15 protein-coding genes, 2 tRNA genes and 1 pseudogene are annotated in these 15340 nt (G+C 59.3%); 13 read left to right on the top strand and 5 right to left on the bottom strand.

The features are described from left to right. Nucleotides 1-55 precede the first annotated feature (55 nt). On the top strand, nucleotides 56-496 hold the full coding sequence (locus HMPREF3101_RS10890) for an acyl-CoA thioesterase (RefSeq protein WP_070465548.1): 441 nt from the start codon (nucleotides 56-58) through the stop codon (nucleotides 494-496). 11 nt (nucleotides 497-507) lie between these two features. After that, nucleotides 508-1152, top strand: a complete 645-nt coding sequence (locus HMPREF3101_RS10885) for a DUF8185 domain-containing protein (protein ID WP_070465545.1) — start codon at nucleotides 508-510, stop codon at nucleotides 1150-1152. Nucleotides 1153-1176: 24 nt separating this feature from the next. Here the strand turns inward: HMPREF3101_RS10885 and HMPREF3101_RS10880 are convergent, their stop codons facing one another. Then, complete coding sequence (locus tag HMPREF3101_RS10880; protein ID WP_070465669.1) at nucleotides 1177-1593, bottom strand: globin; 417 nt, start codon at nucleotides 1591-1593, stop codon at nucleotides 1177-1179. 16 nt (nucleotides 1594-1609) lie between these two features. Beyond that, complete coding sequence (locus tag HMPREF3101_RS10875; protein WP_070465544.1) at nucleotides 1610-2596, bottom strand: mechanosensitive ion channel family protein; 987 nt, start codon at nucleotides 2594-2596, stop codon at nucleotides 1610-1612. A 94-nt stretch (nucleotides 2597-2690) separates the two neighbouring features. On the opposite strand from HMPREF3101_RS10875, the gene HMPREF3101_RS10870 reads away from it, so the two are divergent. Then, on the top strand, nucleotides 2691-3851 hold the full coding sequence (locus tag HMPREF3101_RS10870; protein ID WP_070465666.1) for a cystathionine gamma-synthase: 1161 nt from the start codon (nucleotides 2691-2693) through the stop codon (nucleotides 3849-3851). A 171-nt stretch (nucleotides 3852-4022) separates the two neighbouring features. Here HMPREF3101_RS10870 and pepN read toward each other — a convergent pair whose 3' ends face one another. Continuing rightward, entirely contained in the window at nucleotides 4023-6443 is a 2421-nt protein-coding gene (pepN, locus tag HMPREF3101_RS10865) for an aminopeptidase N (protein ID WP_070465541.1), read from the bottom strand. A gap of 37 nt (nucleotides 6444-6480) precedes the next feature. Between pepN and HMPREF3101_RS10860 the strand changes: the two genes are divergently transcribed. The 7 genes and pseudogenes from HMPREF3101_RS10860 to HMPREF3101_RS10830 all read left to right on the top strand — a co-directional run bounded on the left by HMPREF3101_RS10860 (nucleotide 6481) and on the right by HMPREF3101_RS10830 (nucleotide 11689). Beyond that, nucleotides 6481-7104 carry a mycothiol-dependent nitroreductase Rv2466c family protein gene (locus HMPREF3101_RS10860; RefSeq protein ID WP_070465537.1) on the top strand — a complete coding sequence of 208 codons (624 nt, stop codon included), beginning with the start codon at nucleotides 6481-6483 and terminating at the stop codon, nucleotides 7102-7104. A 77-nt stretch (nucleotides 7105-7181) separates the two neighbouring features. Then, nucleotides 7182-7655 carry a ribose-5-phosphate isomerase gene (locus tag HMPREF3101_RS10855; protein ID WP_070465534.1) on the top strand — a complete coding sequence of 158 codons (474 nt, stop codon included), beginning with the start codon at nucleotides 7182-7184 and terminating at the stop codon, nucleotides 7653-7655. Nucleotides 7656-7879: 224 nt separating this feature from the next. Then, nucleotides 7880-8503, top strand: coding sequence for a DUF3558 family protein (locus HMPREF3101_RS10850; RefSeq protein WP_070465532.1), 624 nt, complete (start codon nucleotides 7880-7882; stop codon nucleotides 8501-8503). Nucleotides 8504-8547: 44 nt separating this feature from the next. Further along, nucleotides 8548-9198 (top strand): DUF3558 family protein, encoded by a 651-nt coding sequence (locus HMPREF3101_RS10845; RefSeq protein WP_083280229.1) that lies wholly within the window; start codon nucleotides 8548-8550, stop codon nucleotides 9196-9198. A 57-nt stretch (nucleotides 9199-9255) separates the two neighbouring features. After that, a complete protein-coding gene (locus tag HMPREF3101_RS10840) occupies nucleotides 9256-9435 on the top strand; it encodes a hypothetical protein (protein ID WP_070465527.1) in 180 nt (59 codons plus the stop codon). A 42-nt stretch (nucleotides 9436-9477) separates the two neighbouring features. Then, nucleotides 9478-9903, top strand: a pseudogene (locus tag HMPREF3101_RS10835) (hypothetical protein); the annotation flags it as partial. Between the two features lie 250 nt (nucleotides 9904-10153). Then, on the top strand, nucleotides 10154-11689 hold the full coding sequence (locus HMPREF3101_RS10830) for a hypothetical protein (RefSeq protein WP_070465521.1): 1536 nt from the start codon (nucleotides 10154-10156) through the stop codon (nucleotides 11687-11689). 15 nt (nucleotides 11690-11704) lie between these two features. On the opposite strand, the gene HMPREF3101_RS10825 is transcribed toward HMPREF3101_RS10830, so the two are convergent. Both HMPREF3101_RS10825 and HMPREF3101_RS10820 read right to left on the bottom strand, forming a co-directional pair. Further along, entirely contained in the window at nucleotides 11705-12367 is a 663-nt protein-coding gene (locus tag HMPREF3101_RS10825) for a DUF1707 SHOCT-like domain-containing protein (protein ID WP_070465518.1), read from the bottom strand. Nucleotides 12368-12396: 29 nt separating this feature from the next. Then, nucleotides 12397-13188 (bottom strand): hypothetical protein, encoded by a 792-nt coding sequence (locus HMPREF3101_RS10820; protein ID WP_070465514.1) that lies wholly within the window; start codon nucleotides 13186-13188, stop codon nucleotides 12397-12399. Between the two features lie 90 nt (nucleotides 13189-13278). Here HMPREF3101_RS10820 and HMPREF3101_RS10815 point away from each other — a divergent pair. The 3 genes from HMPREF3101_RS10815 (at nucleotide 13279) to tig (ending at nucleotide 14932) form a co-directional block, all read left to right on the top strand. Next, a tRNA-Gly gene (locus HMPREF3101_RS10815) sits at nucleotides 13279-13353 on the top strand. Between the two features lie 104 nt (nucleotides 13354-13457). Continuing rightward, a tRNA-Pro gene (locus HMPREF3101_RS10810) sits at nucleotides 13458-13531 on the top strand. Nucleotides 13532-13576: 45 nt separating this feature from the next. Beyond that, nucleotides 13577-14932, top strand: a complete 1356-nt coding sequence (gene tig / locus HMPREF3101_RS10805) for a trigger factor (RefSeq protein ID WP_070465512.1) — start codon at nucleotides 13577-13579, stop codon at nucleotides 14930-14932. The last annotated feature ends 408 nt before the right edge of the window (nucleotides 14933-15340 follow it).

The following is a 15340-nucleotide window of genomic DNA, read 5'->3' as shown; positions in this document are numbered from 1 at the left end:
CCCGCGCTGGATAGAATTCGGCGCGGGGTTATCTTTGGCGGGTAGGGTTTAGCACATGTCTGAACAGGGTGTAACAAATAACGTCCACGTGTATGAAGTGCCGCTGCGGTGGGGGGACTTTGACCGCTATGGGCACGTCACAAACTCCGCCTACCTGGAGATTGCTCAGGAGGCGCGTCTTGCGTTTGCTCGTGAGTACTTCTACTCGCGGGGCCACGATTTTGCGGTGTTTGTGCGGCGTGTGGAGGCTGACTACATGCGTCCTATCCTGCCGAATACGGCGACCGCGGTGATTGAAACGCACGTTTCGCGTTTGGGCAACACGTCGTTTACTACCCACCAGGAGATCAAGGACTCGCAGGGCAGGGTCTGCTGTGTAGTGGAGTGCGTGCAGGTGACGGTGGATGACGCAACTGCTACCCCACGTTCGATTACAAAGCAGGAGATCGGCATCCTATCGCTGACGGCAGCACCGGATGCGGGGGAGTCGGAGTAAAAGTAGCCGCAGTGTCTGTGATTTCCTTTAGCACGCACGGCGGCCAAGGCCTTGGCGGCGTGCGAGCGCTGCTCCAGCGCGCAGTAGCACTAGATCCGCATGCGCTTGCTCGCTTCCAAAAGGTGGGCGACGCTCTGAACGTGTTTGTGACCACGCCGTTTGATTGCATTGTGGCCAGGCGCGTCGCGGGCGAGGTTTCGCGTGACGGTGCGGCTGTTTCGGCCGCGGAGTTTTTGGAAGCACTCGCCGAGCAGACCGTGACGACGCTTAGCATTGGTCGCCCGCAGGATGCCTCCTGGCCAGGTGCCCTGCCGCCGGTAGAGGGCTTCCAGCTTTGCGACGAAGTGCCGGTCAGCACCGCACGCCAACTCGCAGACGAAGGCAAACGCCTTGCCAAACAATTCTCCGGACCGGCAGGGCCGCCGCGCTCGCTTTTAGACGCCATTGTGATCACCTCAAACGCCACTGCGGAAACCCCTGTCGAGGTGCCCATGCGCATGATCTTTACGTGCACGGCCTTGGGCCTAATCCCGGGCTTTGAGGCGCCGGCAAACATCCCACGCCACTTGCGCGTAGCCAGCGCCGGTAGGTGGGTGCGCCTAGATGCCCCGTACGGATCCGTGTTTAGAAACGCGGGTCTGGGATTGCTTTTCTAAAAGTCAAGCCGTTGTCCGTTGTAATTAGGCGGGGCTACCCGGCTCCTGGTTAATCATCATGTACGCCACGCGCTGCATGTGGTTCCAAAGTTGGTGGCGGTGGTGGGGCGAAAGCTCGTCGTCAGTAAATTGCTCCAATGAGCGCCCCATGAGTTCTAGCCAACGCTCTGCCTCAGCCATGCCAATTTTGAAGGGGAAGTGGCGGCGGCGAAGCATCGGGTTGCCACGCTTTTCTTGGAACGTGCGAGGCCCGCCCCAGTACTGTTCGAGGAACCAGCGGAGGCGGTCCTCGGCACCGTCGAAATCACCCTCCGGGTACATGGGCCCGATCAGATCATCGGTTTTGACCTGGGTATAGAAGCCTTTGACTAGGCGGGTGAAAAACTCGGTGCCACCGACGTCCTCGTACAGGGTGCGCTCCTGGTCATCGCGCGGTGGCATTGGGGTGATCTCCACCTCAATCTCCTTTCGTTGCAGCTGTGTCTGTGTCTGTGTCTGAATTTCCAAAACCAACGAGTACCGAATCCATTGGGGCGAGCACGATGCCAGCATCGTGCAGGTCTTTCAACACGCGGTGGTTGATGAAACGGGCGACGGACCACTGCTGGCCGGGCATCGTCTTTAAGGTAACGCGGAAAGACGCGTACGTGGGGTTGAACTCCGAGGGACCAAGCATGGATGGCGGGCTCATAACCTGGTCGCGGATCTCCGGATCCTGGCTGGCTGCCTGTGCAGAGCGCTCAATGATTGCGGCGGCCTCATCCGGGTCTGCCATGACTGAAACCGGGATCTGCAACCGCGCAACCGAATACAGGACGGAGTGGTTGCCAACGCGGTCAATGTCACCGTTACGGACATGCCACAGTGCGCCGTCCATGTCGCGGATAGTGGTAACGCGAAGGGTCATCTCCTCAACGTCACCAACAATGTCATCAACCTGAATGGTGTCTCCAACCCCGTACTGGTTCTCCAGCAGGATGAACATGCCGGAGAAAAAGTCTTTAACAAGGGATTGTGCGCCGAAACCAATGGCCACGCCTACAATGCCGGCAGAAGCGATCAAAGGTGCCACGTTCACGCCAAGCTGGTCAAGCACGGCGAGCAACGCCCACGTCCACACCACAATGGCGGCCACTGAACGGGCAACGTTGGACAAGGTCTGCAGGCGTTGCCGGCGCCGGCTTTCCTGTGCGCGGTCCTGCGGAGTGTCGGGGATTTCGCGTGAGCGCAAAAGGCCAGGGTTTTTCATGCGGGCGTGCGTGGCGCGGCGGATGAGGTGTGCGGCAACCCTGTCAAGGATGAGCGCTATGACCAAGATCAGCACGATTTTTAACGGCCGTTCGAGGACCAGCTCACGTGTATCGGGATCCTTCCACCACGTGGAGACCCCTTCTACTGCTTCTTCGAGGTTTTGCGCAGCTGCCAAAATGTAGGTGGTATTCATCAGAGCCACAGTCTACGCGAGTGGGGAAGGGGAGCGTGCATATAAATCGTCGATAATGAACAGCTTGGTCTAGATAATGGCTACGATGCTTGGCATGTCTACCAACACGAGCAATCCAGGCCCGTCGACTGCAGCGATTCACGCAGGTTACGAACCAGATAGCCTCTATGGGTCCATCAACACGCCTATTTACGCTTCCACCACGTTTGCACAGAACGGTCTAGCGGAACTGCGTGGCGGCTACGAATACACCCGCGTTGGCAACCCAACAATCACCACGCTGGAGAAGTCCGTTGCAGCCCTTGAGGGTGCTGACTTCGCTGTCGCGTTTGCATCCGGCATGGCCACGGTGGACGTGGTCCTTCGTACGCTGCTGAAGCCCGGCGACCACATCGTGGTGTCCAATGACGCCTATGGCGGCACTTACCGTCTGATCCAGCAGGTGTTTTCCCTCTGGGGTGTGGAAAATACCGTGGTGGACATGACCAACGCCGAAGAGGTCGGCGCGGCGGTACAGGACAACACCAAGGTGATCTGGGTGGAAACCCCGACGAACCCGCTGCTGTCCATCGTGGACATTGAGGCGGTGGCCAAGGTGAAAGGTGATGCTGCGCTGGTGGTGGATAACACGTTCGCCTCGCCGTACCTGCAGCGTCCGTTCGAGTTCGGCGCGGACGTGGTTTTGCACTCCACCACCAAGTACATCGGCGGCCACTCCGACGTCATCGGCGGTGTGGTTTGTGGCAAAGATGACCTGATTGAGGGCTTTGAGGAGCAGCTGCGGTTCTTCTTCGGCTGGGTGGGCGCGATCCCATCGCCGTTTGATACGTACCTCACGGGCCGCGGCTTGAAGACGCTGCCGGTACGCATGGAACGTCACTGCGACAATGCCGAGGCCGTGGCTAAATACCTTGAGGGGCGTGAGGAAGTTGCCCGCGTGTGTTACCCGGGTCTCGAATCCCACCCTGGCCACGAGGTGGCGAAGAAGCAGATGCGTCGTTTCGGCGGCATGGTTTCCGTGCTATTTCAAACTGAAGAGCAAGCCAAGAAATTCTGTTTATCCACTCAGCTGTTCTGCCTTGCGGAATCGCTCGGCGGGGTGGAGAGCTTGCTTGAGCACCCGGCAACCATGACCCATGTATCCGTAGCTGGGTCTGCGCTTGAAGTGCCCGGCGAGCTGGTGCGTATCTCTGTTGGCATTGAGGATGAAGCGGACCTGATTGCAGACCTTGAGCAGGCGTTTTCACAGCTTTAAGCGAAGGCTGCGGGGAAGCGCATTCTACGTTGATTGCTGGGGATTCTGTAAGCACCTTTAAGTCTGCAGCGAGATTTATATCCCAAGAGGCTTGGCGATGATCTAACAGAATTCAGCCTCATCGCCATCCGGCCGGATGCCGCAAAGTTGCGCGCGGTCAATGCCGGCTAACTACTTATTAGCTTCAGCGTCCACCGTGCGGTTGCGCAGCTTACGCGCCGTGCGATCCTGGCCTTCGGCCACAACGCGCTTCAGGCCGGAGGGCACATGTGGATCATTAAGCAGGGCATCGGCCTTATCCACGCTTGCCTGATCCACAGCCCAACCCGGGTACATGCCCTCAAGGGTGCGCTGCGCCATCTCATTGGTCAGGCGGTCCCATAGGCCAGGGGCAATGCGAAAGTAGTCCTCTGCCAAACCTTCCAAACCTTCGTCGGTGAAGGTGAGACCGTCCATGAGATAGCGGGCCTCAAGGTTGGTCAGGTCCTCTTCCACAAGCTTCTTCCACGCCCACGCCTTGTCAGCAACCGCGCGCACGCGCAGGCGAGAGATCGCACCCTCGGAGGAGTCGTCGCGCTCCTGGTCAGCAGCCGACGCCGGCAACTGGCCAGCCGCAACCAGGGTGGTGATAGCAAGCCAACGCACCTCCTGGTTCTCAGAGGTCTCCAGCAGGCGCTTGAAGTACGCCACTGTCTCATCGTTGGGCTGCAAACGCGCCAGAGCACGATCCGAGATTGCGAGCGGCTCAGCACCACGGAAAGCGTTGTTGAGCAGGTCAAAGCCCTCGGCCTGCCAGGATGGGTCCACAAACCCGCGCACTGCCGCGGTACCCTGTGCAAACAGGCGCTCCTGCACACTTGGGTGCGTTTCCGCAGGCGCAAACCGGGCCACCAGGCGCACAAACTCACGAGCCGGCAGGACACCGTCGCGGGTGGCCTCCCACAGCGACGACCACACCAAGGTGCGCGCCAGCGAATCCTCAATCTCACCCAGGTGCTCAAGCACGAAGCGGGTGTGCTCCTCGCTCAGACGCATCTTGCAGTAGGTCAGGTCCTCATCGTTCACCAGCGCAAGGTCGTGTTCCACGCCCGCCAGCTCTGGGATCTCGGTGCGCTCACCGTGGATGTCGGTTTCTACTTGGTGGGTGCGTTTGACGCAGCCGTCGACAAGCGAGTAAAGCCCCACGCGAACGCGGTGCGGGCGCAACACATCAGACTCCTGCACCACCGCAAACCCATCGGAAGTATCTGCACGCAGGGTGGACACGCCCGTGGTGCGCAGCCACGCGTCAGCCCAGTCGGACAAGTCGCGGCCCGAGGCCTGCTCAAGCGCCCCAAGCAGGTCATCGAAAGTGGCGTTAGCAAACGCGTGGTTATCAAAGTGCGTACGCACACCCGCGAAAAACTCCTCATAGCCCACATACGCCTGCAGCTGCTTCAACACGGAAGCCCCCTTGGCGTAGGTGATGCCGTCAAAGTTCTGCTCCGCAGTCTCAATATCCGGGGCGTCTGCGGCAATCGGGTGCGTGGTGGGCAGCTGATCCTGCTGGTACGCCCATGCCTTCTCCACAGCGGCAAACGTGGTCCACGCCTCTGGGTATTCGCCGATGCCGGTCTGCGCGGTGGCGGCGGACCAGGTAGCGAAGGACTCATTGAGCCACAGGTCATCCCACCACTGCATGGTCACCAAATCGCCGAACCACATGTGCGCCATCTCATGCAGGATCGTGTCGTTACGACGCTCAAGGCGGTACGGTGTGGGCTCAGAGGTGAAAATGTACTCATCGCGGTACGTCACGGCACCCACGTGCTCCATGGCGCCCATGTTGTACTCCGGGCAGAAGATCTGGTCGTACTTGTCACCAAACGGATACGTGCGGCCGAAGTTGGCATGGTAGAAATCAAACCCTGCCTTGGTCTGCGTAAATAGACGCTCCGAATCCATGTGCGGGATCAGGCTGGCACGCGCGTACAAGCCAAGCTCGATCGTGCGCTTGCCACCGTTGTCGCCGGTGCATGTGTAGGTGTCCGTGACGCGCTCATACTCGCCGGCCACAATCGCAATGAGGTAGGTAGACAGCGGGTAATCAATCTTGGTGGTCCACGTCTTGGTGCCGTTGCCGTTGTTGGTGACTTCTACCGTCTCGTTGAGCACCACCGTGTACGCATCAGGTGCGGTGACCGCAATGTCGTAGGTTGCCTTCAAATCCGGCTGGTCAAAACCAGCGAACACTTTCATCGCCATCGCTGGCTCAAACTGGGTGTAGAGGTAGTCCTTGCCATCCACCGGGTCGGTGAACTTGTGCAGACCCTCACCGGTGCGGTTGTAAGTGATGGTGGCGTTGACAGTGAGCTCGTGTGCGCCGCTGGCAAGCACAAGCTCATTTCCGTTGGTGGGGGTGCCGTCCAGGGTTGCTGCAAACTCATCAGCAACCAGGTCAAAATGGGTCTGACCTGCCTTGGAGTCAAACGTGACCACAGTGCGGGAAGTGAACTGCTCCTTGCCAGTCACATCCACGTGGATGTCGTAGTGGACATTGTCAATCAGCGATTTTCGTGTTTGCGCATCATCGCGCGTCAGATTCGTTTTCATAGGCGCCACGCTACTGAATATCGCTACAGTGGGCCGCATGAGCCTCAGAAAAGTAACCTTCTATTTCGATGTCTCTTGCCCTTTCGCCTGGTTGACCTCCCGCTGGATGAAGGAAGTGGAAAAGGTCCGTGAGGTTGAGGTGGAGTGGGTGCCGATGTCGCTCGCAGTTCTTAACGACGGCCGCGACCACCTCCCCGAAGCCTACAAAGAAGCCATGAAAGCGAACTGGGGGCCCGCGCGTGTCTTTGCCAAGGTGAAATCTGAAAAACCAGAGATGGTTGACGCACTCTACACGGCGATGGGCACCAAGATTCACGCGGAAGGCCAGGACCACAAGCAGGGCTACGGTGCGTACGACGAAATCATCCGCGCAGCCCTTGCAGAGGTTGGTCTGCCTGAGGAATTTGCTGAGGTAGCCAACGTTGACGGTGACGATGCGCTGCTGCGCGGCTACCACCAGCAGGCGATGGACGCCGTTGGTGACGAGGTGGGCACCCCGGTACTCAAGTTTGGCGACACCGCCTTCTTCGGCCCCGTTATCACCCGCGTACCCACCGGCGAGGACGCAGGCGAGATGTTCGACCACGCCGTTGGCCTGGCGAAGTTCCCGTATTTCTTTGAGATGAAGCGCTCCCGCACCGAGAACCCGCAGGTGCGCTAGTTTTTGGGTCTGATCTGACGCTGGTTTTGGGGCTGGTTTGGTGGGGGCCGGTGGGGGTCCGGGGTACGCTTGTGGGCATGCGTATTTACCTTGGAGCAGACCACGCCGGATTCGAGCGAAAGAACCAGATCAAAGCCCACCTTGAGGCCCAGGGCCACGAGGTGACCGACTGCGGCGCCCACGAGTACGACGCCGCTGATGACTACCCGGCGTTTTGCATCGCCGCGGCCGAGGCCGTGGTAGCTGACCCGGGTTCCCTGGGCATTGTGCTTGGCGGTTCCGGCAACGGTGAGCAGATCGCCGCGAACAAGGTCAAGGGTGCGCGCTGCGCCTTGGCGTGGAGTGTTGAGACCGCCAAACTGGCCCGAGAACACAACAATGCCCAGCTCATCGGCATTGGCGGCCGCATGCACACCGAGGAAGAGGCGCTGGCCATTGTGGACGCTTTTGTGACCCAGCCGTGGAGCGAAGAGGAGCGCCACCAGCGCCGTATCGACATCCTTGCCGAGTACGAGAAGACCGGTGTGGCGCCGGAGGTCCCGGGTGTCTAAGGGCGTTGCTGCTTTCAGCCGCCCTTTGGCGGTACCGTGGCTGTCCTTTGGCGGTACCGTGGCGGTCCCACAGCTGTCCTTTGGCCGTTTGTAGCTACCTACACCCGGCTACCTGCCGTTTTTATCGCTAGTAGCTGCAAGTAAGTAGCTGCAATCTTTGCTGGGGCATCCCTCACGCGGGGTGTTCCGGCGTTATCAACGAGCGATCGAGGGGGGGATTCACGATGCAGATAAAGAAGACCGCGTTCAGCATGGCGTTGGCGGGGGCTGTGTTGTTAGTGGGCGGATGCGTGCCGTCCGAGAAGATCGGCAGCGTAGCTGCCTCGCAATCCGCCGCGGAGGAGGATCCGCGGGCCTTCTATTTCGAATCGGGTGTGCTGGAGTTCGGTGACTTCGACCCGTATTCGCTTGGCGACTCCCTCTTCAACCCCTGCACCGAAATCACCCCCGAAGAATACGCGGCGGCTGGCTTTCCGGAGGTCATCGTGAAAGACGAGGGGCGGACGATGGTCGGACTGAACTCGTGTCTTGTGTCGAGTACCGAAGAGCAGAAAAAGCATGCGGTATCTGTTTCCTTTGATAATGGCAACACAACCAGGGAGATGATCGAGACCCAGGGCCTCTTGTATCCCGAGTACCGTTCGGAGCTCATTCCCGAACTCTTCGCATTCGCGGCTGAGGATGGCTACCCAGGTTTCTGTTACACCCAGATTGATACCGCTCGTGGAGGATTCGGTGCCTCAGCAGGAGGCCATGAGTTGCATGTGACAACCGGAGAAATGTGCACCCTCGCGATCGAGGCGATGGAACAATTATTCCGGACGTTTGGAAGCCCGAATGTCCACTAGAGTTTGGTGGGAGGTTTTGAAATCCGAGTTAAGGGGGATTTGTGATGAGAAAGAGGTCGGCTGCGGTCAGCTCAGTGTTGGCAGGAGTTGTGCTGTTGGTCAGTGGGTGTGTGCCGTCCGAAAAGATTGAAGGCGTAGCTGCGTTTCCGCCTGCGTCTTCGGTTTCGGCTTCGGAGTCTGCCGCGGGTGAGACGCCGAGGGCGTTTTACTTCGATTCGGGGGTGTTGGAGTTCGGGGATTTCGATCCTTATTCGCTTGGTGATTCTCTTTTTAACCCCTGTACCGAGATCACCCCGGAAGAGTATGCTGCGGCTGGTTTTCCGGAGGTCATCGTGAAAGACGAGGGACGGACGTTTCACGGGTTGAACACCTGCCATCTGCCGAGTACGGAGGAGCAGCTCAAGAAAGCGGTAGGGATTTCATTCGCCAACGGGAACATCACCAGAGAGATGGTTGAGGAACGAGGGCTCTTGTTGCCTGAGTATCGCTCCGAGCTCATTCCGGAACTCTTTGCCATTGCGGCAAATGAGCACTACCCAGGCATCTGTTATATCCAGATTGATACCGTGCGTGGAGGGTTTGGTGCTTCAGCTGGGGGTGACCCGCGGTTCGTAACAACAGAAGAGATGTGCAACGCTGCGATCGAGATTGTGGAGCAACTGTATCGCACGTTTGGCAACCCTGATGTCCACTAGAGTTGTCCACTGGAGTTTGGTGGGCGGTTTTGAAATCCGAGTTAAGGGGGATTTGTGATGGGAAAGAGGTCGGCTGCGGTCAGCGCGACGCTGGCGGGGGTTGTGCTGTTGGCGAGCGGATGTGTGCCGTCCGAAAAGATTGAAGGCGTTGCTGCACTTCCGCCTGCGTCTTCGGTTCCGGCGTCGGAGTCTGTCTCGAGTCAGCTGCGGGCGTTTTACTTCGAATCGGGGGTGTAGGAGTTCGGGGATTTCGATCCTTATTCGCTTGGTGATTCTCTTTTTAACCCCTGTACCGAGATCACCCCGGAAGAGTATGCTGCGGCTGGTTTTCCGGAGGTCATCGTGAAAGACGAGGGACGGACGTTTCACGGGTTGAACACCTGCCATCTGCCGAGCACGGAGGAACAGCGAGACAAAGCCGTGACAGTCTCGTTTGCAAACGGGAATACCACCAGAGAGATGATTGAGGCCCAGGGACTTCTATACCCCGAGTACCGTTCTGAGCTCATTCCGGAACTCTTCGCTTTTGCAGCGACCGATTTTTACCCAGGCTTTTGCTATACCCAGATCGATACTGCGCGCGGAGGCTTCGGCGCTTCAGCCGGAGGTGATTCGAGGTACGTAACAACCGAAGAGATGTGCAACGCTGCGATTGAGGTTGTTGAGCAACTCTATCGCGCGCTCGGTAGCCCCGATGTCCACTAAAGTGTACACGGTTCCTGCTGTCAAAAGACGTTTTAGGCTCTAAGATGGTGTCTCACAAGGCTGAACCAAGACACCAAAATACGGGGGATTTTTCATGAACCAAGTAGTTCGTTTAGATGTAGAAGCACTGATGCGGGGGATTTCCCTCCTCAGGAAGGAAGCAAAAACAACTCGGAGTTCTGGGCGCGAGGGGGTCAGGAGCGCACTCGCTACTTTCTCCCAGTTATCGGGGTTTCGTGAATCCGGGCAAATGCTGGGAGCAGTCTCGGCAGTCAATGCACCGAAGTCGTCTTTTGCGTTGGCTTCACACATGCTGGATGCTGCGCACGTTTCCGAGGTCAATCTGAAGAACATGCAGCGTGCTGATGATTCGCTGGCGGGCGCGTTTTCCGCGATCAACTTTGCCAACCAGGATTCGTTTTCGGAGTGGTTGGGGCGCATGGAAGCGTCGACAGGACTCTCCAACGCGAAGGCCCCGAGTTTTGCGCCTACGGCACCCGTTGTTGTGCCGCCCATGAGCCTGCGCGTGCTGGAGCGGCTCCTCGCAGCGTCGAACGTGGCTGCCGCGGAGGCTGAGGCAGCGAGTTGGACAATGGCAGCCCGCGCTCTGGATGAGTCCGTGATGGCACTGTTTGAGGTGAAGAATTGCTTTGCCCCCTCAATGGAAACAGCATGGGTCCAGCGTGGCGACGCGCACGTGAACAAAATCCAACGCGCCGGCAATGTTTACGCTCGCCGTGCTGATGCGATGTCCGCGCACACCACAGCGCTGGGGAGCTTGGCGTCGGCAGAGACCGTCATGGCCGCGGTGGCAGCAGCGGCGGCCATGGCGCTTCCGCCCGCGATGCGTCCGGCGTATGAGGCACAATACCTCGCAGTCTTCGCACCTAGGGCGACCTCGCAACTTGCGGCAACGGTGCCGTCGTTTGTCCAGCTGTTGCCCGACTTAGATCAGCTTTCGGGCAACCCCTTCGACATCCGGGAAATCAACGCGCCAGACGCACCATCGTTTGAACGCTCGCCGCTGCCGAAGGTCATCCAAGAATCCTTCCGGGCTCTCGGCCACGCGGACCTTGCCCGAGCAACCACGCCTGATGACGTCATCGGCGCATACGGCAAGGTCAACCCAGATGTTGTTGAGGCGATTAAGGCGGGTGCGACGCAGACGCAGGCGGCGTCGTTGGCGGCGCCGTCGATACCCCCGTCGTTAACCCCGGGCGCGGGGATGGTTGGTGGCGCGCCGGGCAACCTTGCATCGGGTGGTGCTGGTTTGAACGCTATGGCACCTGGCAGCGTCGGTAGTACTGCTGCTTCGGCTTCTGCGGCCGGTACAGGTGCTCCGGCAGGTGGCGTTGCGGGAGGCATGGGGGCTCTTGGCGGGGGTGGCGGTCGTGCGCAACAAAGCAACCGCAGCGGGCGCAACCCCGGTCTAAGAAGTGATCTCGCAAATGGGCTCGCCGCGGGCGCAGGCGCGGGTGGCGTCGCAGGAGGCATCGGCGCTGGCGGCGCACCGCTTGCTGGTCCGGGAATGGGCGCTGGTGCAGGGGCCTCGCCACTATCGACGAGCACTACCACCGCACATACAACACAAGGACGTGGAACTGCGTTTGCCGGTGGACCCATGGGCGTAGCTGGAGCCGGTCAAGGGCAGCAGGGCAAACAACGTAAGGCCGCCAAAGTTCAAGCGGTGACCAGCGCAGTTGAGCGTGAGGGCAACCTCAGGGCGCTGCTTGGGGAGGCACCGCTGGTGCTACCCAGCGTCATCGACGGCAACGTGCGTGAATGAGGGGAGTAGCGGAGATTATTTGGGGTTGGCATTGCGCGCCATGCGGATAACCTCCACGCCACCCATCAAGGCAAGACCGCCAATGGTGAGCGTGGGGGCGTTCGCGGGGAGATCGTGTTGGGAGATGGTGACGCTTTTGTCGTCGTGAATCTCGAAGCCACCCATGAGGGCGAAACCCTCGCTGAGGACTCGGATATCCTCAGGCACGATGATGCGCACCCCGCCCATCAGGGCAAGCGTGTTAATCCTGGTGTGCGCCTCGGTGAAGCGAGCTTTGAGCAGGTTCAGATCCGTGCCACCCATCAGGGCAAGGGAGAAGTGGCTTGGCGCAACAAGCCAGTTGCCGGAGCGTCCAACACCACTCATTACGGAAACAGAGATGGCGCTACCCCCAGGCTCACCCGTGACCATGGACAACGCGCGGCTGGTGTTTGCTCGCGGAGCCAACGGTGCGTAAGGCATGTTCTGGGGAAGCACGTCGTCGTTGCCGGGGACATCCAAATCAGCGGTGAGATGTTCAACCTCGTCGGCATAGGTTGCGCCCCACGCTTGCTTAGTACGCAGGTCAAACTCTTCAGTAGTGAGCTGGCCATCGGCATACGCCGCCGCCAAGGCATCGGTCGTTGCCTGGCGGGCGGCACTGGAAAGGCGTTTACGAGGTTCGTTTGCTGTGCTCACGTGCTCTAGCCTAAGTGAAAATAATGGGTTTAGAAGTCGAAGCCGAAGTCAAAACCGCCGCCATCAAAGCCGCCGCCCTCGAAACCGCCCATATCGCCCGTGCCTTCAGCACCACCGACATCGGACATGCCTTCCATGCCACCCATGTCACCAGCCATGTCGCCGCCGAAATCGCCAGCCCCAAAGGCCTCCGGCGACGGGGTTCCAGCCATGCCTGCGAACATTGCGGAGTAGAACATCATTGAAGACGCAGCCCACATACCTGTCATCATCGCCGGAGCCCACCACGCAGTGGAGTACCAACCGGCCGGAACAGGACGACCAGCGACGGCGCCGCCGGGGTAGTAGTGCGGGGTAGCTGCAGTAGCCACGGGGGAAGCGGTAACGACGGTGCCGTCTTCCTGACGCACGGAGCGCTGCTCAGTCACGCGGCCCGCCTGGCGTTGCCCCTCAAGCTCAGGCAGCTGCGGACCTGCAGGAAGCCCCATGATTTCGCGGGCGGCGTTGACGTAATGCAAGCCCTCAAGCGCAGACTCGCGGGCGAGCATCGCCTGCTTGGGGGTGCGTGCGTCCGCAAGGCCGGCAGAAGCTGCGTTGAAGCGCTCGGAAGCGTCAGCCATGGCCTGGGTTGACGCGGCGTCATTACCGGAAATTGTGAGCACTTGGGAGCCTAAACGGTCGGTCCAGCGTTTGGCGTCCGCCAATGCGTCGTCAAGCGAAATCTGCTCCTGCTGCCGCTGCTGTACCTGCCGATCGCCACCGGAAGGAAGCAACACTACAACCGCGCCAACAATGAGGACGATGAGCAAAAACGTGAGCAAGAATCCTCCTAAAATTCGTTGTTGTTTGGTTCAACGGGTGAACCTGCGCTAAAGTTCCGAGCAGCTCATCTGAGCAGCGTTTAGGCGCATGGGAATGTCGTATAGTGGCTAATACCTCAGCCTTCCAAGCTGAAGACGCGGGTTCGATTCCCGTCATTCCCTCCAAGAAAAGCCCCTCTGAACGGGGCTTTTTTGTTTTTTCGCGACCCGTTGCTATCTCTTATAGGCACGGGTATTACAATGACCCGACGTGAGTTTTTCACGACTCACGGGGCGTGGCGCAGTTTGGTAGCGCACCTGCTTTGGGAGCAGGGGGTCGCAGGTTCAAATCCTGTCGCCCCGACAAGGTTTTTATAACCGTTCAATCGATTTAGTACAGGAGTTATTCGTGAAGACAAACGTCGAGAAGCTCAGCGACACCCGAGTCAAGCTGGACGTCTCCGTCCCCTTCGACGAACTGGGTCGCGAGATTGACCAGGCGTACAAGGCAATTGCACAGCAGGTCAACATCCCGGGCTTCCGTCGTGGCAAGGCTCCTCGCCAGCTTATCGACGCTCGATTTGGCCGCGGCCCAATCCTCGAGCAGGTAGTCAACGACATGCTGCCGTCCCGCTACGACCGTGCGCTGTCCGAGAACGAGCTGAACCCGCTGGGCCAGCCGGACATCGAGATCACCAAGATCGAAGACAACGACGTTGTTGAGTTCACTGCCGAGTTCGACGTACGCCCGGAGATTGAGGTTCCGGACTTCTCCAAGATTGACGTGACCGTCCCGGCCCGCAAGGTTGACGACGAGGCTGTGGACAAGGAGCTCGACGACCTGCGTGGCCGCTTCGGTGAGCTGAAGGAAACCAAGCGTAAGCTGAAGACCGATGACTTCGCTGTGATCGACGTTGAGGCGACCGTTGACGGTGAGAAGCTCGACGAGGCTTCCGCAGAAGGCCTGACCTACCAGGTTGGCTCCGATGACCTGATCAAGGGTCTTGACACCGCACTGCGCGGCATGAAGACCGGTGAGGACAACGAGTTCACCACCAAGATCGAATACGGCGAGCACAAGGGTGAAGAGGCCACCGTGAAGGTGACCGTGCAGCAGACCAAGGAGCGTAAGCTGCCGGACCTGGATGACGAGTTCGCACAGCTCGCTTCCGAGTTCGACACCGTTGAAGAGCTGCGTGAGTCCACGAAGTCCCAGCTTGAGGAGGGCCTGAAGGCTCAGCAGGCTGCCGACATCCGCGACGAGGTGCTCAAGGCTGCACTGGCTCAGGTTGAGTTCCCGCTGCCGGAGTCTGTCGTTGATGAGCAGGTGCACAACCAGCTTCACCAGCTCCTGGGCCAGCTGGCACATGACGAGAACGCTCTCGCTCAGCTGCTTGAAGCACAGGGCACCACCCGCGAGGAGTTTGACAAGGACTCCCGTAAGCAGGCTGAAGAGTCCGTGCGCACCCAGCTGTTCCTCGATGCTGTCGCAGATGCTGAAGCTCCGGAGGTGACCCAGGAAGAGATCACCGATCACATCCTGTTCACTGCGCAGTCTTACGGCATGGACCCGAACCAGTTCATCGCAACGCTGCAGCAGAACAACCAGATCGGTAACCTGTTCGCCGACGTTCGCCGCGGCAAGGCCCTGGCAGCTGCCATCTCCCGCACGTCTGTGAAGGATGAGGACGGCAACTCTATCGATCCGAACGAGTACTTCGGCGAGATCGAGGACGAGGCTGACGAGGCTTCCGCCGACGAGTAAGGCTTGTTAACGCAAGCGCCCCGTGCACCCGGTGAGGGTGGTGCGGGGTGTTTTTGTTTGTTGCCCGGACGCCCGTTTGTAAACGACCACGGGGTCATTTACAAAGCCCCAGGTCGGGTTTGTCACATCCGTAGCAAGGCGGCTTCGCTTACAAAAACCCGCGCCAGGGCACCCGATGCGCTGAAAACAAATGCAAAATCTTTCAGGCCCCTGCGGTTTTGCAGTCACATCCGTAACAAATCGAAATGTTTGCAATGGGACTAGCGTGGCGAGCGGGACAAAAGGTGGCGCAAGTGGGTAAAAGAGCCAAAAGGAGTGGGAAGGGGGCGTACGCCGGTAGCGAACGTGGGCGTCGATAGTGTAATGCCCGAGTAAGGTAGTGGCGTTAATAACTAGTGAAAGCAACAA

The organism is Corynebacterium sp. HMSC29G08 (assembly GCF_001806875.1).
Classification (GTDB): domain Bacteria; phylum Actinomycetota; class Actinomycetes; order Mycobacteriales; family Mycobacteriaceae; genus Corynebacterium.
This window is presented reverse-complemented; position numbering and strand designations above follow the sequence as displayed.